Annotated in this window: 23 protein-coding genes and 2 riboswitches; of the genes, 12 read left to right on the top strand and 11 right to left on the bottom strand. The window is 62.4% G+C overall.

The genetic code is table 11. The annotated features are described in order from the left end of the window. Positions 1-26: 26 nt before the first annotated feature. From RG540_RS09350 to fghA, 6 genes are all read left to right on the top strand, one after another. Positions 27-641 carry a GNAT family N-acetyltransferase gene (locus RG540_RS09350; protein ID WP_038587045.1) on the top strand — a complete coding sequence of 205 codons (615 nt, stop codon included), beginning with the start codon at positions 27-29 and terminating at the stop codon, positions 639-641. A gap of 105 nt (positions 642-746) precedes the next feature. Next, a complete protein-coding gene (locus RG540_RS09355) occupies positions 747-1,874 on the top strand; it encodes an S-(hydroxymethyl)glutathione dehydrogenase/class III alcohol dehydrogenase (RefSeq protein ID WP_038587048.1) in 1,128 nt (375 codons plus the stop codon). Between the two features lie 86 nt (positions 1,875-1,960). Continuing rightward, complete coding sequence (locus RG540_RS09360; protein ID WP_038587050.1) at positions 1,961-2,149, top strand: YegP family protein; 189 nt, start codon at positions 1,961-1,963, stop codon at positions 2,147-2,149. Positions 2,150-2,236: 87 nt separating this feature from the next. Then, positions 2,237-2,683: a YaiI/YqxD family protein gene (locus tag RG540_RS09365; RefSeq protein WP_038587054.1), complete on the top strand. Its 447-nt coding sequence runs from the start codon at positions 2,237-2,239 to the stop codon at positions 2,681-2,683. Between the two features lie 17 nt (positions 2,684-2,700). Beyond that, complete coding sequence (locus tag RG540_RS09370; protein WP_038587057.1) at positions 2,701-3,363, top strand: DUF1345 domain-containing protein; 663 nt, start codon at positions 2,701-2,703, stop codon at positions 3,361-3,363. A gap of 18 nt (positions 3,364-3,381) precedes the next feature. Further along, positions 3,382-4,215, top strand: a complete 834-nt coding sequence (gene fghA / locus RG540_RS09375; protein WP_038587060.1) for an S-formylglutathione hydrolase — start codon at positions 3,382-3,384, stop codon at positions 4,213-4,215. Positions 4,216-4,218: 3 nt separating this feature from the next. Here the strand turns inward: fghA and RG540_RS09380 are convergent, their stop codons facing one another. From RG540_RS09380 to crcB, 5 genes are all read right to left on the bottom strand, one after another. Next, on the bottom strand, positions 4,219-4,653 hold the full coding sequence (locus tag RG540_RS09380) for a hypothetical protein (protein ID WP_155414638.1): 435 nt from the start codon (positions 4,651-4,653) through the stop codon (positions 4,219-4,221). Between the two features lie 111 nt (positions 4,654-4,764). Further along, positions 4,765-5,556 carry an ATP12 family chaperone protein gene (locus RG540_RS09385; RefSeq protein WP_038587065.1) on the bottom strand — a complete coding sequence of 264 codons (792 nt, stop codon included), beginning with the start codon at positions 5,554-5,556 and terminating at the stop codon, positions 4,765-4,767. 12 nt (positions 5,557-5,568) lie between these two features. Then, positions 5,569-6,222, bottom strand: coding sequence for an HAD family hydrolase (locus RG540_RS09390; RefSeq protein ID WP_038587068.1), 654 nt, complete (start codon positions 6,220-6,222; stop codon positions 5,569-5,571). Beyond that, positions 6,219-7,211, bottom strand: a complete 993-nt coding sequence (locus RG540_RS09395; protein ID WP_038587071.1) for an RluA family pseudouridine synthase — start codon at positions 7,209-7,211, stop codon at positions 6,219-6,221. Before RG540_RS09395 ends, RG540_RS09390 begins: the two co-directional genes overlap by 4 nt. 48 nt (positions 7,212-7,259) lie before the next feature. Beyond that, the gene (crcB, locus tag RG540_RS09400; protein WP_038587074.1) at positions 7,260-7,637 is read right to left on the bottom strand and encodes a fluoride efflux transporter CrcB; all 378 of its coding nucleotides are present in this window, start codon (positions 7,635-7,637) and stop codon (positions 7,260-7,262) included. Between the two features lie 124 nt (positions 7,638-7,761). Between crcB and RG540_RS09405 the strand changes: the two genes are divergently transcribed. Beyond that, the gene (locus RG540_RS09405; protein ID WP_038587077.1) at positions 7,762-8,040 is read left to right on the top strand and encodes a hypothetical protein; all 279 of its coding nucleotides are present in this window, start codon (positions 7,762-7,764) and stop codon (positions 8,038-8,040) included. Between the two features lie 17 nt (positions 8,041-8,057). Here RG540_RS09405 and RG540_RS09410 read toward each other — a convergent pair whose 3' ends face one another. Next, entirely contained in the window at positions 8,058-9,653 is a 1,596-nt protein-coding gene (locus RG540_RS09410; RefSeq protein ID WP_038587081.1) for an EAL domain-containing protein, read from the bottom strand. A gap of 175 nt (positions 9,654-9,828) precedes the next feature. Further along, on the bottom strand, positions 9,829-10,314 hold the full coding sequence (locus tag RG540_RS09415; RefSeq protein WP_038587083.1) for an Lrp/AsnC family transcriptional regulator: 486 nt from the start codon (positions 10,312-10,314) through the stop codon (positions 9,829-9,831). 138 nt (positions 10,315-10,452) lie between these two features. Between RG540_RS09415 and RG540_RS09420 the strand changes: the two genes are divergently transcribed. After that, complete coding sequence (locus RG540_RS09420) at positions 10,453-10,869, top strand: DUF2000 domain-containing protein (RefSeq protein WP_038587085.1); 417 nt, start codon at positions 10,453-10,455, stop codon at positions 10,867-10,869. A 39-nt stretch (positions 10,870-10,908) separates the two neighbouring features. On the opposite strand, the gene RG540_RS09425 is transcribed toward RG540_RS09420, so the two are convergent. Together RG540_RS09425 and RG540_RS09430 are read right to left on the bottom strand one after the other, a co-directional pair. Beyond that, positions 10,909-11,397, bottom strand: coding sequence for a copper chaperone PCu(A)C (locus tag RG540_RS09425; RefSeq protein ID WP_038587087.1), 489 nt, complete (start codon positions 11,395-11,397; stop codon positions 10,909-10,911). Between the two features lie 67 nt (positions 11,398-11,464). Continuing rightward, positions 11,465-11,842: a hypothetical protein gene (locus RG540_RS09430; RefSeq protein ID WP_051909304.1), complete on the bottom strand. Its 378-nt coding sequence runs from the start codon at positions 11,840-11,842 to the stop codon at positions 11,465-11,467. A 194-nt stretch (positions 11,843-12,036) separates the two neighbouring features. Beyond that, positions 12,037-12,124: riboswitch (glycine riboswitch) on the top strand. Beyond that, positions 12,125-12,204: riboswitch (glycine riboswitch) on the top strand. Positions 12,205-12,271: 67 nt separating this feature from the next. On the opposite strand from RG540_RS09430, the gene gcvT reads away from it, so the two are divergent. The 3 genes from gcvT to gcvP are packed head-to-tail and all read left to right on the top strand — an operon-like array spanning position 12,272 to position 16,651. Then, positions 12,272-13,408 (top strand): glycine cleavage system aminomethyltransferase GcvT, encoded by a 1,137-nt coding sequence (gcvT, locus tag RG540_RS09435; RefSeq protein ID WP_038587088.1) that lies wholly within the window; start codon positions 12,272-12,274, stop codon positions 13,406-13,408. A gap of 16 nt (positions 13,409-13,424) precedes the next feature. Then, positions 13,425-13,787 carry a glycine cleavage system protein GcvH gene (gcvH, locus tag RG540_RS09440; protein WP_038587091.1) on the top strand — a complete coding sequence of 121 codons (363 nt, stop codon included), beginning with the start codon at positions 13,425-13,427 and terminating at the stop codon, positions 13,785-13,787. After that, complete coding sequence (gene gcvP, locus RG540_RS09445) at positions 13,784-16,651, top strand: aminomethyl-transferring glycine dehydrogenase (protein WP_038587093.1); 2,868 nt, start codon at positions 13,784-13,786, stop codon at positions 16,649-16,651. The genes gcvH and gcvP overlap by 4 nt, the downstream gene beginning before the upstream one ends. Before the next feature lie 222 nt (positions 16,652-16,873). Here the strand turns inward: gcvP and RG540_RS09450 are convergent, their stop codons facing one another. Further along, complete coding sequence (locus RG540_RS09450) at positions 16,874-17,215, bottom strand: hypothetical protein (protein ID WP_038587096.1); 342 nt, start codon at positions 17,213-17,215, stop codon at positions 16,874-16,876. A 229-nt stretch (positions 17,216-17,444) separates the two neighbouring features. Here RG540_RS09450 and RG540_RS09455 point away from each other — a divergent pair, with 229 nt between their 5' ends. Further along, positions 17,445-17,774, top strand: coding sequence for a flagellar basal body protein (locus RG540_RS09455; protein WP_038587099.1), 330 nt, complete (start codon positions 17,445-17,447; stop codon positions 17,772-17,774). A gap of 160 nt (positions 17,775-17,934) precedes the next feature. Here the strand turns inward: RG540_RS09455 and RG540_RS09460 are convergent, their stop codons facing one another. Next, the gene (locus tag RG540_RS09460) at positions 17,935-18,519 is read right to left on the bottom strand and encodes a flavodoxin family protein (protein ID WP_038587101.1); all 585 of its coding nucleotides are present in this window, start codon (positions 18,517-18,519) and stop codon (positions 17,935-17,937) included. Positions 18,520-18,620 lie beyond the last annotated feature (101 nt).

Here is an 18,620-nt window from a genome sequence, read left to right on the forward strand (position 1 = left end):
GCCCGCCAAGCGGCTCAAAAGGTTACATGAAAAGCGAAAATCCCACACTGCCGTCCGGCTATTCCGCCGTACCTCCGGGCAAGATTGCCACCGTCGTGACCTGCCTCGAAATGTTCGAGAAGCCGCGCAGGAAAACCGCGGCGGCGCCGGACACGCTTACCCTGGAACGCTGGCAGTCTCCTGCTCCCGACGAATACCGCGCGCTGTTCCGGGCGGTCGGCGAGAACTGGATGTGGGTCTCGCGGCTTGTCATCAGTGACGACGAACTTGCCTCGGTTCTCAACGATCCGCAGGTCGAGATCTACGTGCTTCTCGACGGCGGCCGCCGCATCGGCCTCCTGGAGCTCGATTTCCGGGAGCAGGGCGAATGCGAGCTCGTCTATTTCGGCCTCGTCGCCGGTGCGATCGGCAAGGGCGCAGGCCGTTTCATGATGAACTGGGCGATCCAGCGGGCCTGGGCGCATCCGATCCGCCGTTTCTGGGTGCATACCTGCCACTTCGACCACCCGGCCGCCATGCAGTTCTATCAGCGGTCCGGGTTCACGCCCTACGCCCTGATGGTCGAAGTTCTCGACGATCCGCGCCTGACCGGCCTGGCGCCGCGCACGACCTCCCCGCACGTGCCGCTTATCGGTCCTTGATCCGCTCACCGAAATGCGACCGCGAACGGCTCGTTCCGGCTTGAGCCGGCCCCCTCGCCTGTGCCAAGGTCGCGCCGAATCTATAAAGCCTCAAGGGAGAACATCATGGATGTCCGCGCCGCCGTCGCCGTTCAGGCTGGCAAACCGCTCGAAGTCATGACCGTACAGCTCGAAGGCCCCCGCGCCGGCGAGGTGCTGATCGAGGTGAAGGCGACCGGCATCTGCCATACCGATGATTTCACCCTGTCCGGCGCCGATCCGGAAGGCCTCTTCCCGGCGATCCTCGGCCATGAGGGCGCCGGCATCGTTGTCGACGTCGGGCCCGGCGTCACCTCGGTCAAGAAGGGCGACCATGTCATTCCGCTCTATACGCCGGAATGCCGCGAATGCCCGTCCTGCCTGTCGCGCAAGACCAATCTCTGCACCGCCATCCGCTCCACCCAGGGCCAGGGGCTGATGCCCGATGGCACCTCGCGCTTCTCGATCGGCAAGGACAAGATCCATCACTATATGGGCTGCTCGACCTTTGCGAACTATACGGTCCTTCCGGAAATCGCGGTTGCCAAGATCAACCCGGACGCCCCCTTCGACAAGGTCTGCTATATCGGCTGCGGCGTGACGACCGGCATCGGCGCTGTCATCAACACCGCCAAGGTGGAGATCGGCGCTACTGCCATCGTCTTCGGCCTCGGCGGCATCGGTTTGAACGTCATCCAGGGACTGCGGCTTGCCGGCGCCGACATGATCATCGGTGTGGACCTGAACAACGACAAGAAGGCCTGGGGTGAACGCTTCGGCATGACCCATTTCGTCAATCCGAAGGAAGTCGACGGCGACATCGTCCCCTATCTCGTCAACCTGACGAAACGTGGCGCCGACCAGATCGGCGGAGCCGACTACACGTTCGACTGCACCGGCAATACGAAGGTCATGCGCCAGGCGCTCGAAGCGTCGCATCGCGGCTGGGGCAAGTCGGTGGTGATCGGCGTTGCCGGCTCCGGTCAGGAAATTTCCACCCGCCCCTTCCAGCTCGTCACCGGCCGCACCTGGATGGGCACGGCCTTCGGCGGCGCCCGCGGCCGCACCGACGTGCCGAAGATCGTCGACTGGTACATGGAGGGCAAGATCGAGATCGACCCGATGATCACCCACACAATGCCGCTCGAGGACATCAACAAGGGTTTCGAGCTGATGCATGGCGGCGAATCGATTCGCAGCGTAGTGATTTATTGAGCGCGGTTCCGACACGTTCCGGAACACGCTCCAATGCTGCGAATAGACCTATGATTTAACTCCGTTTAATGTGAGGAACGCAGAAGATGTACAAGTTCGAAATCTACCAGGACAAGGCCGGGGAATACCGTTTTCGCTTCAAGGCTTCGAACGGCCAGGCGATGTTCTCTTCGGAAGGGTATTCGGCCAAGGCTTCCGCCGTTTCGGCCATAGAATCGATCAAGAAAAACGTACCCGGCGCAGCAGTCGACGACCAGACGACCTCTGTCGCCTGAGCCATATCCTGCGCGTAGCCCGCTGGGGCGGGCTACGCTGCCTCCCGTCGTGCGGGAGGTCGCCGGATTGGGCCGGAGTATCTATTCATGATCTACGTCGACGCCGATGCCTGTCCGGTCAAGCCGGAGATCCTCAAAGTCGCGGAACGCCATAACCTCGAAGTGACGTTCGTCGCCAATTCCGGCCTTCGTCCGTCCCGCGACCCGATGGTCCATAATGTCATCGTCTCCGCCGGTTTCGACGCCGCCGACAACTGGATCGCCGAACGCGCCGGAGCCGCCGATATCGTCATAACCGCCGACGTGCCGCTGGCGGTACGCTGTGTTGCGGCCGGCGCGCTAGTAACCGGCCCGACCGGCCGCGTCTTCGACGAGACCAATATCGGCATGGCGAGCGCCATGCGCGATCTTGGGGCACATTTGCGGGAAACCGGCGAAAGCAAGGGCTATAACGCCGCCTTTTCGCCGCGCGACCGATCGAAATTCCTGGAAACGCTGGACAGGCTCTGCCGCCGCGCCAAATCAGCCTCGTGAGCGATCGGGAAACCCGGATGCCAAGCCCCTGGCACAAACTGAACTATCATCGGCATGGACCGTTCTTTGCCGGCACGATCGCCTCGCTTGCCTGCCTGCCGTTCCTGATCTTCTATGTGCCGGAACTCGCACCCGGCATTGCAGTCATCGTCTTCTTCCTGATCTACCTCGTCATGATGGCCGCCCGCATCCCGAAGCTCGATGGCGCCACGTTCAGAAAGAAAGGTCAAAACGACGACGAGCCCGCGCCGGTCATCTTGGGGGTGACTTTGCTCGCCGTTGCCGCCGCCGTGGTTTCGCTGTTCGAAGCGCTGAACCGTTCGCAGCCTGCGGGCCTTGCCGCCGTCTCCCTCGCCTTCGCATCCGTCGTGCTCGGCTGGCTGACGATCCACACGATGTTCGCCATGCATTACGCCCACAATTTCTGGCGTCCGGACGAGCAGGCCGAAGAGAATGAGGCGAAGCGAGGCGGCCTCGACTTTCCCGAAACCGACGAGCCCGGCGCCTACGATTTTCTCTATTTCTCCTTCGTCATCGGCATGACTGCCCAGACATCGGACGTCCAGATCACCACGACCGACATGCGCCGCATCAATCTCCTGCATGCAGTCGTGTCCTTCTTTTTCAACACCGTTCTCGTCGCCGCGGCCGTCAACGCCGTCGTGTCGATGGGCAACTGATATCTTCGAGGAGCATCGATGAAGGTCCTTTCCCAGAACACCGCCTTCGGCGGCATGCAGGGCGTGTTCATGCATGAATCCGAAGCCTGCAAATGCGAGATGACATTCGCCGTCTTCGTGCCCCCGCAGGCGATCAAAGCGCCCTGCCCGGTTGTCTGGTATCTCTCGGGCCTCACCTGCACCCATGCCAATGTCATGGAAAAAGGCGAATACCGGCGGATGGCCGCGGAACTCGGGCTGATCGTCATCTGCCCGGATACCAGCCCGCGCGGCAATGACGTACCCGACGAACTCACCAATTGGCAGATGGGCAAGGGCGCCGGCTTCTATCTCGATGCGACGGAAAAGCCCTGGGCCGAGCACTACCAGATGTACACCTACATCACCGAGGAACTGCCGAATTTCGTCAGCCAGCATTTTCGCATGGACATGGACCGCCAAGGCATTTTCGGCCACTCGATGGGCGGTCATGGCGCGATGACGATCGCGCTCAGGAACCCCGACCGCTTCAAGAGCTGCTCCGCCTTCGCGCCGATCGTCGAGCCCTCGACCGCCGACTGGTCGGCGCCCGCCTTCGAGAAATATCTGGGCGCCGACCGCTCAATCTGGCGGCAATACGACGCCTGCGCACTGGTCGAGGACGGCGCGCGCTTTCCGGAATTCCTGATCGACCAGGGCAAGGCCGACGGCTTCCTCGAAAACGGCCTGCGCCCCTGGCTGTTTGAGGAAGCGGCCAAGGGAACGGATATCGACGTGACGCTGCGAATGCACGAGCGCTACGATCATTCGTATTATTTCATCTCGACCTTCATGGAGGATCACCTGCGCTGGCACGCGGAGCGGCTGGCCTAACTCTCACGGAAACAGCGCCGTCGCCATTGTCGGGCGGCGCTGGCCGTCGAGGCGGAATTCGCTGGCGATGCGGTCGGCGATCTTTTCGGCGAGGTCACGGTCCGCGGTGTCCCCGTCCAGCAGGTAGATCGACGTCTTGAACGTTCCCCTGGCGATTGGTTCGCCGGTGTTCACGGATATCGCCTGTACCGTCACCTTCGCCTCATGCCGGCTGCCGATCAGCATGGGCATGTGCGACATCTCGTCTATTCGCACCGAGATGATCGTCCGCGGCAGGGCGATCGACCTGGTGGTTGCGCGGATCGCCTCGTCGACCAGCATGTCGGTGGCGATCACCAATCCCTTCGGCACATCCGGCCGCGCGGTCACGAAGGCGCCGCGCACGTCGTAGAGAAGTTTTTCCTGCGCCGTGTTTGCCTGTTCCAAGCGGAACGACATCAACGGCAAGGCCGTCAAAGCAATAAGACAGAAACGAGAGAGACGACGGAGCATGAAGGAACCTGCAAAACGGCACCTTCAGATGTTCCAACGAACACGGTTAGAGAACGATTAAGCCGAGGGCCTCAACGCAAGAAAAGTTTCCGTCGCCGCCCGCATTTCCTCGAGCCGCTTGGCGCGCCGGTTCTCGGCTTCCGCGTCCGCGCCCCAATGTTCGTTCGTCCAGTCCTCATCGAGATGGGCGAGCGTCCAGGCCTCGTCGGCGGTGAGCCGGCCTTCCGCAAACGCAAGCGCCAGGATCGCCGAGCCGGTCAGCGTCGTCACCGTGTGCAGCACGGCAAGTTCGATCGGCGTGTCGTATTTCTTCAGCGTCACGGCAAAGGCGGCGGTCGCTTCCTTCGGCTGCTCCTGCGGCATCACGCCCTCGACCAGGATGAAGCGCGCGCCGAGTTCGTTCGCGGCCCAGTCGACGATCGGATCCCAGAGCTCGTTCTGGCGCGCCACCAGGTTTTCCGGTGCTTCGGCACGGTAGCAGAGCATGTCGCTCGAAGAGAACCGCAGGATATCCTCGAATACCGCTTGGCGGTCGGTGGCGATACCGTCGATCGCGGTGTTGACGAGCCGCGTCACCGGCATGGTGCCCGGATCGATGACATCCACCTGATTGGCCCACTCGTCGCGGATCAGTTCGGCAAGCCGGGCCGTCGGAGCGACGAGCCCGTTCTTCGCGGGCGTCCTGACCGGCCGGCCGTCGAGATGGATGGCATGGCCGCCCTCGCCCTCGGTTACCGACACTTCCTTGTAGAAACGCTTCGGCAGCGGCTTGTGCATCTGGATCTGCGCCCGCCGCGTCGGGTCCGGGTGGCTCAGCGCTTCGGATGGATCGGGAAACATGTCACGCATGGAAATAAAACCTCAGCCGATATGGCTCAGCAATTCGCTCGGATGATGGATGATCGCGTCGGCTCCGGCCTTGTTCAGCTCGTCCACGGAGGCGTAACCCCAGGCAACGCCGATCGCCGTAGCGCCGGCCGCCTTCGCCATCTGCATATCGTAAATGGCGTCGCCGATGACAAGGGTGTCGGAAGGCTCAATGCCTGTCTGGTCGCAGCATTCGGTCACCATCGCCGGATGCGGCTTCGACGGGCAGTCGTCGGCGGTGCGCGACACGACGAAATATTTGTCGAACCCGTGCGTCTCCATGACAAGCTTCAGCCCGCGCCGTGATTTTCCGGTCACCGCGCCGATCAGCAGGTCCTCGCGCGGTCCGATCGCGTCGATCAGCTCGCGAATCCCTTCGAACAATGGTTCCTTGAAATCCAGGTCCTGGCGCACGACGGCAAACAGCGTCTTGTAATAGGCCATCATCTCGACAGCTTCGTCATCCGCATGCGGCTTGCCCTGCATGCGGGCAATCGCGATGTCGAGCGTCAGCCCGATGATCGCCTTGGTGTCTTCCACCCTGGGCTCCGGCTTGCCGAAATGGGCAAAGGTGCGGCGCATGGTTTCGTGGATCAGGTTGGCGCTGTCGACCAGCGTGCCGTCGCAATCGAAAAGGACCAGTTTCATTCGTCGTCGTCCCTGCGGCCGTTTTCCATGTCGAACCCGAGAAGGTTCCAGCTCTGCACCATATGCGGCGGCAAAGGTGCCGTGACCTTCAGCCGTCCGCCGTTCGGGTGCGGAATGTCGATATGGCGCGCGTGCAGATGCAGCTTCTTCTGGATGCCGCCCGGAAAATCCCAGTTGTGATCGTCGTCGAAATATTTCGGGTCGCCGATAATCGGATGGCCGATATGCAGCGCATGGACGCGCAGCTGATGGGTACGGCCGGTATAGGGCTCCATCTCCATCCAGCAGAGCGTCTGCGCCGCCATTTCCAGCACCCGGTAATAGGACACCGCGTGGTCGGCGCCGTCCTCGCCGTGCCTGGCGATCCGCATGCGGTCGCCATCCGGCGTCTGTTCCTTGACCAGCCAGGTGGAGATCTTGTCCTCGTGCTTGCGCGGCACTCCCTTGACCAGCGCCCAATAGGTCTTCTTGGTATCGCGCTCGCGAAACGCGGCCGTCAGCTTCTGCGCAGCACCGCGGGTGCGGGCAATCACCAGCACGCCTGAAGTATCGCGGTCGAGCCGGTGGACGAGCCTCGGCTTTTCGCCCTTCGGGCTGATCCAGCTGTCGAGCATCTGGTCGATATGGCGCGCGACGCCCGATCCGCCTTGCACGGCAAGGCCAGCCGGCTTGTTGAGCACGATCACCTTCTCGTCCTCGTGCAGCACCATGCGCGACAAGAGTTCGAAATCGCTGGAATGCTTGAGATCCTTGCCGGCGATCGGCCCGGTCTTCTTGGCGTCGACCTCCATCGGCGGAATGCGCACCGTCTGTCCCGGCTGTACGCGGGCGTCGGATTTTACCCGTCCGCCGTCTACGCGCACCTGTCCGGAACGCAGCAATTTCTGCAGCGGCCCGAAGCCGAGGCCCGGGTAATGGATCTTGAACCAGCGGTCGAGACGCATTCCCGCTTCGTCCGCTTCGACGCGGATATGCTCGATGCCTGCCATCAAAGCTCTTTCATATCTGGATGTGGGCCAACGGCCTTTGCCCGGTCTTTAGAGCATTGCCCGCCCGAGCGCCAGTCCGGCGAAGACGGCACCGAGCGAGATCGCCACGCTCGCGACGACATAGGTGACGCCGACCATGGTCGCACCCCGCTCCAGCAGCGACACGACATCCAATGAAAAGGCCGAGAACGTCGTGAAGCCGCCGAGAAAGCCGGTGATGATCAGCAGCCGCATCTCGGGTGACGCATCGTACCGTCGAACGATGAGTTCGGCGAGAAAGCCGATCGCGAACGAGCCGGCGATGTTGACGGCAAGCGTTCCCCAGGGAAAGGCAGCCCCCCACAGGCGCAGCGCCCAGAACCCGACGATATAGCGGCAGACAGAGCCGATGGCTCCCCCGATGGCGACGAGAAGCATATTATTCATGGGAGTTTTCTGTAGGCCAAAACCGGAAATCGTCAAATCGATAAAATGCCCACGTTTTGTTTAAACGGGAACAAATCAGGGCCGGCGTAATTATCATATTCTGAGAAAAGACGCGACAGGCGCCATGACACAACTGGTCACCATATCGGCGAACACCGCCGCGCTCGCCATCGAGGCGCTGAAGCCCGGACGACGCCTCTCCGTCAAGGATCAGGTCAAGGACATCAAGGCCGACTCCGAGCGCAATGCCCGTCGCGCCGAAAATGCCGGCGACCCCGGCGATATCGAATTTATGATTCCCGCCATGACGGTCTCGATCGATGTGCTGACGACCGACCAGCAGCATCACCCGCAGGCGACTTTCTCCCAGGCGCAGTCAGCCTATCGCGACCTGGAAGACTGAACCTCTTCCCGCAGGTTTCACGCCGCCACGCACCGGATATTCTTTTGCCCGCTCCCCGAGCGGGCTTTTGCGTTTCGGTGGTAATCTATGAAATCCGCGGCCGGAAGCGGTTTGGAAAACAGCCAGCCTTGGCCGAAACTCACGTCGTGAGCCTTCAGATAGTCGGCCTGCTCCTCCGTCTCCACGCCTTCGGCGACGATCTGCAGGTCGAGCGTCTTCGCCATCTCGATGATATGGCCGGTGACCGAGCTGGTGGCGCTGTTGCGACCGATCGTGTCGACGAAGGACTTGTCGATCTTCAGCGCATCCATCGGCAGCCCCTGCAGATATTGCAGGCTCGAATATCCGGTGCCGAAATCGTCGATCGCCACCAGATGACCGCGTTCTCGGGCCCGGGCCAGCGTCGCCCGCGCCGCCTCGATATCGATGAAACCGCGTTCGGTCGCCTCCAGCCAGATCTGCCCCGCCGCGATCTCCGTCTTGGGGAGCTTGTCGCCGAGAACATCGAGAATACGGCCGGACGTGACATCGTCGGCGCAGAGGTTGATGGCGATATGCAGCGATCGGTCGGCTGCGAGCAGCGCCCCGAGATCGGCGATGACGGCCTCGACGACCTGATCGGTAATCGGCAGAATGAGCCCGCTCTCCTCGGCAAGCGGGATGAACAGATCCGGGCGCACCAGCGATCCATCCGGCCTGCGCCAGCGCACCAGGGCCTCCGCGCCGACGCAGATGCCGGTCTTCAGTTCGATGATCGGCTGGTAGTGGACGATGAATTCGCGTTTGCGCACCGCGATCACCAGTTCACCGAGCGGTGACAGCCGCTTCCTGGAAAGCCAGATCACGACGCCGACGATGAAGATGGCGATGAAGGCGCCGACCGGCAGCAGCAGGAACTGTTCCGCCTGAAGTCTGCCGCCAAGGTTGGAGCGCGGCTCCATGGCGATCGCAATCAATCCTTTGTCGCGTGCTATCGCGTAAAGCACCGAGGACGTCATGCCGTTCTTCGGCTCGTCGATCAGCGCGTTGACGAGAGCCGTTTCAGGGGAATTGAGTTCGTTGATCAGCATGCCCTGCCGGTTGGCGAGCGCCAGCGAGATGTCGGCATCTGCCAGGATGTCGACGAAACGGGCAGGATCGACCAGTACGTTATAGGGGCCGTAGTGCAGTGCCATCATCGGGTTGCCCATGCTGACCGCCGGCTGCACGCGGGTGGCCACTTCCACGCCGTCGGGCGTCATGTAGTCGATCCACGGCCGGTCGACCTTGCGCTCCTCGATCCCCCAGGAGGTGCATTTCAGCAGGCCGTTCTCGAAATAACCGACTTCCTTGACCGAGGGCGTGTTGAAGGCGATCACCCGCATGCGGGCGATGTGCTGGTCCGAACAGGGTACCAGACGCGGATAGGCGAGCGAATCGAGCGCTGCCCGCGCATCCTCGAACGTCCTGCTCGCACGCATGATCGTCTGCTGCGCGATCCGCTCGAGATTGTTCTGCTGTTTCTCGACCGTGATGACCCACGAAATATAGACCATCGCGGCAATCGGAATGATTGCCCCGAGCAGGCCGAGGAAAACGGCCGCCGCAATCACCCGAGAACGTCGCAGTTCCATTGCCGAAACCTTTGATGAGAGGTCTTGGGCGGTATTCATCGCGGACTTCTGTTAAGATTCATTGATACAACTCGATCAGGTTGTATCGAAGCAATTTCTAAAGCCCTTCCGGTTGTCGTCCGCACGGCGCCAAGTAGTCTGAATGCGCTAAACGGCCGGCAAATCCGTTGGTTTCCTAGGTTCGCTTGTCAGCGAAACGCAACGGAAGGCCGTCGAAAGCCTTGATCTCCTTGAGGACGAAGGTCGTCTGCATTTCCTTGATGCGCGGCAATCGCCGCAACGTCGACATGGCAAAATCCGCATAGGCATCGAGATCGGGTGAGACCACCTGCAACAGGAAATCCGCGTCTCCCGCGATGCTGTAGCAGGCGACCACCTCGTCGAGGCCGATCACCTCGGCCGCGAACGCTTCCGCCTCCTCTTCGCTATGGCTATCTATCTTGACGCGGATAAAGGCGAGCACGCCGAGCCCGATCGCCTTTCGGTCCAGCACCGCCTTGTATCCCTGGATGACGCCCGTCTCTTCGAGATGCCGCACGCGCCGCCAACTCGGGGAGGTCGAAAGCCCGACCTTGTCGGCCAGCGCCTGATTGGTCAGCCGGCCGTCATCCTGCAACGCTTCCAGAATTCGTATGTCCGCCGGCTCGACGTCGTTCGCCATAAAAATCTACCCATATTTCCCATCATTCAGGTAAATCTTACCGCAGAATGCCGAAAACGGGAAGCAAAAGACAGGATTGACCGGCCAATCCGGAGTAGGTTGCAGGTCCTCTTCCACCGATGGATACCCTGCCCGCCTATGACCGACGACATCCGCCTCGCCATCATCGTCAACCCCGCCCTGCCGCTCGGCCTCGTCGCCAACACGGTCGGCGCCATCTCGGTCGGCCTCGGTGCGCGCATGCCGGCACTTGCCGCCCGCCGGCTGACCGATCGCGAAAGCCGGACGATCGATATCAGTTCCGCCCTGCCGGTACCGATCCTGCAGGCACAGGCAGAGACGATCCGCTCCTTGATGCTGAAGGCTCTGTTGCCGCCGCAGGACCACGTGATCGTCCCCTTTCCGGCTTTCGCCAGATCGCTGCACGACTATCGGGACTATGAAGCCACCTTCCCGGATCGCGACCTGGCGGAGGAAGAGATCGACGGCCTTGGCCTCGCCGGCCCTTCGAAATGGATAAAGTCGCTGACCGGCAGCCTCAAACTGCTGCGCTAGGAACGAAGAGCCCGCTCCAGGGAGCGGGCTCTATCGAACTCACTTGTGTTCGTGACCGCCCGGTCCCGCCGCCTCGACCGGCAGCGTGATATCCACTTTCCCAGCTTTCTCGAAGGACAGCGTCACCGGCACCTTGCCGCCTTGTTTGAAGGGTTCCTTGACCTTCAAGAACATCAGGTGCAGCCCGCCGGGCGTCAGTTCGACGGTCTTGCCTGCCGGGATGGCTATGCCGGTATCGAGCTTGCGCATTTTCATTACCTCGCCCTGCATCGCCATCTCGTGCATCTCCACGGTGCCTGCGACCGGCGACGAGACCGAGACCAGCATGTCGTCGGATTTGCCGTTGTTCTTGATGGTGAAATAACCGCCGCCGACCGGCTGGCCGGGAAGCATCGCCTTGGTGAAGGCGCCCGTCACTTCCAGGTCGCCGAGCTTGGCGGGCGCGTCCTGAGCGGCCGTCGCTCCCGCAATAATAATGCCGGTCGCAGCGAAAATGCCGAGGAAAGCGAGTTTGGTGAAAGTCTTCATGGATTATCCCCATACGGTGACGGCATCTGTGCCGGTCGACCGCGATTGATCTGAGAGCGTTAAAACATCAAATCGAGATCGGCGGAGCACGGGATTTAGGCCGGGCGACGGCGGTCGTACCGAGAAGTTCGGAAAACTGGCGCAGGGGATTGGCAAGCGACGCGCGCTCTGCCGCAAGTAAGGCTTCATCCTCCGGCGGCGGCAGGATGACCGATGCTGAGAGCAGGCAGACTTCGCAGAGCGGTTTTGCCGCCGGCATCTGATGGCCGTGGTCGCCTTCGGAACAGATATCGGCAAATGTGCCGTCCGGCAACCGATAGGCTTCGCTGTAGGAATCGAGCGGCGCCGAAGCCTGCACCGGCTGATGGGCAAATCCCAGCAAAAGCAGCAGCATCGCGCAGAAAATGCGCGTTGAGGTCGCCGCCATGTCCAGTCTTGCCGTCATCGTTTCGCCTGTTCGAGTGATGCGGGAATAATCCAAATCACGATAAAGCGCAAAAGCCCTTTTGTCGCGTGATACAGAACCCATTTCACCCCGCATTGCATTAGATCAAATCGCGTTTGCTGCGTTGCGACAAAAATAGTGTTCGGTGCGACATGGAGGGCTTGCCAAATGGCGCTCGAGGCCGATAATGCCGCCCAGACTCGCTGGGAGAAGCCGCTTCAATGCGGTGCCGAAGGAGCAACCGCCCCGGAAACTCTCAGGCAAAAGGACCAGCAGTCGACCGACAGGAACTCTGGAGAGAGGCCCGAAGAGGGCCCGCCGAAGGGATAACAATCTCAGGCGACAAGGACAGAGGGGGCTCATAAACCGGTGCGTCATTGCGCCTGAATCTGAGCCGGCGCTTGAAATGCGCCAACCCTGGAGGCGTCCTTGGACGATCAGACCGTTCTCAAGACAACCCCGCTTCACGCCCTCCATCTGTCGCTCGGCGCCAGGATGGTGCCCTTTGCCGGCTACGACATGCCAGTGCAATATCCGGCCGGCGTGTTGAAGGAACATCTGCAAACGCGCACCGCCGCCGGCCTTTTCGACGTTTCCCACATGGGTCAGGTCGTCATCCGTGCGAAATCCGGCGCTTATGAGGATGCGGCACTTGCGCTCGAAAGCCTGGTGCCGGTCGATATCCTCGGCCTGAAACCCGGTCGCCAGCGCTACGGCTTCTTCACCGACGACAACGGCTGCATCCTTGACGACCTGATGATCACCAATCGCGGCGATCACCTGTTCGTCGTCGTCAACGCCTCCTGCAAGGACGCCGACCTCGCCCATCTGCGGGCGCATCTTTCCAGTTGCGACGTCGAACTCCTTGAAGACCGCGCGCTCCTCGCCCTCCAGGGACCGCGCGCCGAAGCGGTCCTGGCGGCTCTCTGGCCGGATGTCACCTCCATGAAGTTCATGGACGTCCGCGACGCGTCTCTGCACGATGTCGACTGCATCGTCTCCCGCTCCGGTTATTCCGGCGAGGACGGGTTCGAGATCTCGGTTCCGGCAGACCAGGCCGAGCAGATCGCCAAGGCGCTGCTCGAAGACCTGCACTGCCAGCCGATAGGCCTCGGCGCCCGCGATTCGCTGCGTCTCGAAGCCGGCCTCTGCCTCTATGGCAACGACATCGACACGACCACCACCCCGATCGAGGCTGCGCTCGAATGGGCGATCCAGAAGCCCCGCCGGACCGGAGGCGTCCGCGCCGGCGGTTTTCCGGGCGCTGCCCGCATCCTCGAGGAACTGGCGAACGGCACGACCCGCCGCCGCGTCGGCCTGAAGCCGGAGGGCAAGGCGCCCGTCCGCGCCCATGCCAAACTCTATGCCGATGCCGAGGGCAGGACCGAACTCGGCGAAGTCACCTCCGGCACCTTCGGCCCCTCGGTCGAAGGCCCCGTCGCCATGGGCTACGTGCCGACCCGCTTTGCCGAACCCGGCTGCCAGATCTTCGCGGAGGTGCGCGGCAAATACTTAGCCCTCACCGTCTCCGCCCTGCCTTTCATCACCCCCACCTACAAACGATAATCCTCCGGAGAGAACTATGCTGAAATTCACCGCTGAACACGAATGGCTGAAGCTCGACGGCGATGTCGCAACCGTCGGCATCACCTCTCACGCTGCCGAACAGCTTGGCGACCTCGTTTTCGTGGAACTGCCGGAAGTGGGCGCCATACTCACCAAGGACGGCAATGCCGCGACCGTGGAAAGCGTCAAGGCCGCCTCCGACGTCTATTGTCCGCTGGACGGCGAAGTCACCGAGGTCAACCAGGCGATCGTCGACGATCCCTCGATCGTCAATTCCGATCCTCAAGGAGCAGGATGGTTCTTCAAGCTGAAGCTCAAGACCGCCGCCGACGCCGACGCGCTGCTCGACGAGGCCGCCTACCGGGAACTGATCGCATGACCACCGACAGCACCGATTTCCATTTCACCGACTATCAGCCCTACGACTTCGCCAACCGCCGCCATATCGGCCCCTCGCCGGCCGAAATGGCCGAGATGCTGAAGGTGGTCGGCTACAAGAGCCTCGACGCCCTGATCGACGCCACCGTGCCATCCTCGATCCGCCAGACGGCGCCGCTTGCCTGGGGACCGGCGCTGACCGAACGCGAGGCGCTCGACAAGCTGCGCGACACTGCCAACCGCAACAAGGCGCTCGTCTCCCTGATCGGCCAGGGTTATTACGGCACTATCACGCCGCCAGTCATCCAGCGCAACATCCTCGAAAACCCCGCCTGGTACACGGCCTACACGCCCTACCAGCCGGAAATCAGCCAGGGCCGCCTCGAGGCGCTCCTCAATTTCCAGACGATGATCTGCGACCTGACTGGCCTCGACGTCGCCAACGCCTCGCTGCTCGACGAGGCGACCGCCGCCGCCGAAGCCATGGCGCTCTGCCAGCGCCAGGCGAAGTCGAAGGCGACCGCCTTCTTCGTCGACGCCGCCTGCCACCCGCAGACAATTGCCCTCATCGAAACCCGCGCCGCCCCGCTCGGCTGGAGCGTCATCATCGGCGACCCGATGACCGATCTCGACCCGGTCGACGTGTTCGGCGCGATCTTCCAGTATCCGGGCACCAACGGCCATGTCCGCGATTTCACCGGCCTGATCTCCCGCCTGCATCAGACCGGCGCCGTCGCCGCCGTCGCCGCCGATCCTTTGGCGCTGACGCTGCTCAAATCCCCCGGCGAGATGGGCGCGGATATCGCCATCGGCTCCTCCCAGCGGTTCGGCGTGCCGGTTGGTTACGGCGGCCCGCATGCGGCCTATATGGCGGTCAAGGATGCCCACAAGCGCGCCATGCCCGGCCGCCTGGTCGGCGTCTCGGTCGATAGCCGCGGCAACCGCGCCTATCGCCTGTCGCTTCAGACCCGCGAACAGCATATCCGCCGCGAAAAAGCGACCTCGAACATCTGCACCGCCCAGGTCCTGCTGGCCGTCATGGCCTCCATGTACGGTGTCTTTCACGGCCCGGACGGGCTGAAGGCCATCGCCCAGCAGGTCCACCGCAAGGCCGTGCTGATGGCCAAGGGCCTCGAAAAGCTTGGGTATACGATCGAACCCGACACCTTCTTCGACACCATCACCGTCGAGGTCGGCCACATGCAGGGCCTGATCATGCGCGCCGCGGTCGCCGAGGGCGTCAACCTGCGCAAGGTCGGCGAAACCCGCATCGGCATGTCGCTCGACGAGCGCACAAGGCCTGCCACCCTTGAAGCCGTCTGGCGTGCCTTCGGCGGCAATTTCAAGGTTTCGGATTTCGAGCCCACCTGGCGCCTGCCGACCGCGCTCTTGCGCAAATCCGACTACATGACCCACCCGATCTTCCACATGAACCGCGCCGAGAGCGAGATGACCCGCTATATCCGCCGGCTCTCGGACCGGGACCTGGCGCTCGACCGGGCGATGATCCCGCTCGGCTCCTGCACCATGAAACTCAATGCAACGGCCGAAATGCTGCCGATCACCTGGCCGGAATTTGCCGACATCCACCCCTTCGTGCCGGCGGACCAGGCGCTCGGCTACAAGGAGATGATCGACGATCTGTCGCAAAAGCTCTGCCAGATCACGGGATACGACGCCTTTTCCCTGCAGCCGAATTCCGGCGCGCAAGGGGAATATGCGGGCCTGCTCACCATCCGCAACTACCACATCGCCAAGGGCGACACCCACCGCGACGTCTGCCTCATTCCCACCTCCGCGCACGGCACCAACCCGGCCTCGGCCCAGATGGTCGGCATGAAAGTGGTCGTCGTCAAGGTCCGCGACAACGGCGATATCGACATCGACGATTTCCGCGCCAAGGCTGAACAATATGCCGAGAACCTCTCGGCCTGCATGATCACCTACCCCTCGACCCACGGCGTCTTCGAGGAAACCGTGCGCGAGATCTGCGAGATCACCCATGCCCACGGCGGCCAGGTCTATCTCGACGGCGCCAACATGAACGCCATGGTCGGCCTATCCCGGCCCGGTGACATCGGCTCCGACGTCTCCCACCTCAACCTCCACAAGACCTTCTGCATCCCGCATGGCGGCGGCGGTCCGGGCATGGGTCCGATCGGCGTCAAGTCACATCTGGCGGCACATCTCCCCGGACACCCGGCGACGGACGGCCGTGAGGGTGCAGTTTCGGCGGCCCCCTTCGGCTCGCCGTCGATCCTGCCGATCTCCTGGTCCTACTGCCTGATGATGGGCGGTGAAGGTCTCACCCAGGCGACCAAGGTGGCGATCCTCAACGCCAACTATATCGCCGCGCGACTGAAGGGCGCCTATGACGTGCTCTACAAGTCGCAGGCAGGCCGCGTCGCCCATGAATGCATCATCGACACCCGCCCGCTCAACGTCTCGGCCGGTGTCAGCGTCGACGACGTCGCAAAACGCCTGATCGACTGCGGTTTCCACGCCCCGACCATGAGCTGGCCGGTCGCCGGCACGCTGATGATCGAACCGACCGAATCGGAGACCAAGGCCGAGATCGACCGGTTCTGCGAAGCGATGCTGGCGATCCGCGAGGAAGCCCGCGCCATCGAGGATGGCCGCATGGACCGCTTGAACAACCCGCTGAAGAACGCCCCGCACACGGTCGAAGACCTGGTCGGCGAATGGGACCGCCCCTATTCCCGCGAACAGGCCTGCTACCCGCCGGGCGCCTTCCGAGTCGACAAATACTGGTCCCCGGTCAACCGCGTCGACAATGTCTATGGCGACCGCAACCTCGTCTGCACCTGCCCGCCGCTGGAAGCCTATGCGGAGGCGGCCGAGTAGCGCGGTTTCCGTGCAGGGAGGGCTTTTTGTCCGGCAAAAAACCTCCCGCCTGCCGGCCACCCTCCCCACAAGGGGAGGGTTGAGACTGCCGCACCCGCTCGCGTCCCGATGCCCTCTGCCGGCCGCAAATCGGCGGAGGGCCGGAGCGACGGGCAATTCGATATCAAGAGCCAAGTTGTCGGAAATCCCGAAAGATTGGCGATGCTGGTCGACGCCCGCCCCTCACGGCTTGCCGCCGGCCGCAACCCGCATCAGGCAATTCACATAGGCGCTGCGGGCAAACGACATCCTTTGGCTGGCACAGGCAAGGCGATCCGCCTCCGTGGCTTGCTTGCGCACCTGGTCGTCGCGAAAGGCAAAAAACACCTTGCCGACCACGAGAAACACCAGCGCGGCAATCCACAGCCCGTGGCGGATCTGTTTCCAGGAAATCCGGAAAGACCGCCCCTCATCGCCGGCCTGTGCGAAACGCTCCGAAACGCGGGCGGAAACCGCCGCCGGCGCGGACGGCTCGCTGCCGGCCGCTGCGACCCCTCGTCGGCCAAATCGACGCCGCGACGCCATCACCCGCATTCTCCGCCGGTTGGAAAGCGGCGATCCTACCCGTTTTTCCTTTCGATCCGGTCAATGCCGCCGACGGCCCGGAACGCCCAGCCGCGCCCCAAAAAACTGCCGCGCCCCGTTCCGGCACATCTGTGCCGCGCCGCAATACGCTTCCCTTACCCTGCCCGTTCAATCTTCCTTGAAGCTCTTGCCCTAAAACATCCATCATCGGCTTTTGGGGATATGCGGAATGGGTCTGTCGGCGGTGATGAACATTGCGGTTTCGGGCATGCAGGCCCAGGCCAGACGCCTCGCGAGCGCGGCGCACAACATCGCCAATGCCGATACGTCCGGTTATAGCCGCCTCGACACCCAGGTCTCTTCGCTCCCCAACCCCGGCGGCGTCACCACCACCGTCACCCCCTCCACCTCGGTCACCTTCCCCGACAGCTCGAATGTCGATATGGCCAGCGAAATGCTCGACGCGCTGACCGCCGCGCAGGGCTTTTCCGCCAACGCGGCCGCGTTCGAGACGGGGGCGGATATGTGGGATGTGTTGATGAGTATCAAGCGGGATTGAGGGAGCCGCCTGCCTCACGCAGACGGCGTTAGGCGAGAGTCTGGCACCGATGTGACTGCTGTCAGGCCCAAACCGGACATCTCGACGTGGATCGCGTCTCCCGCGCTCTATGCGCGGGAGGTGATATTACCGAACGTTAAGAGCTAGCAGGCAATCCACGTCATGCCCTATCAGCGGATTTGTACTGCCGAGCGACGCTCGTAACCCGCGCCCCGTAGAGACGCGCTGTTTCTAGATCGCCCACAGACATTTCATCCGGGGCCGCATCAGCGTCCGACTGGGCCATCGGGCCGATATATGATCCCATGCGGTTCAAATCGTCGCGATTAGAGGCCTTCACGTTCGATGGCTTTATGCCCAGGCTCACCCACAGGCCACTGTGCTGTCCTGAAAGAAGGACGAAGTATTGCAGCGTGTTCAGCTTGTCGCCATTAAGGCTCGCACTGTTGGTGAAGCCGCCAAAGACCTTGTCCTGCCACTTCGCAGAAAACCACGGCTTTGAGGATGCATCCGCAAATTTCTTAAATTGCCAGCTCGGTCCGCCCATGTAAGTCGGCGAGCCGAAGATAATGGCATCGGCAGCATCCAAAGCCGCCCATCCGTCGTCTGAAAGGTTGCCTTCGGCGTCAATTGCAAGAAGCCTTGCGCCGGCACCTTCCGCGATGGCTTCCGCCATGCGTTGAGTGTGGCCGTAACCGGAATGGTAGACGACGACAGTGCTTGGGAACGAATTCGGTGTGATCATGACTGGCTCCTTATGCCAAGGTAATGCGCCTCGCCGATAGGGTTCAGCGTGGTTCGGGTTTTCTGGCTGGGATGATGGAAGCTGGAGGTTTCCGGTCGCAG

The organism is Neorhizobium galegae bv. orientalis str. HAMBI 540 (assembly GCF_000731315.1).
Lineage (GTDB): Bacteria > Pseudomonadota > Alphaproteobacteria > Rhizobiales > Rhizobiaceae > Neorhizobium > Neorhizobium galegae.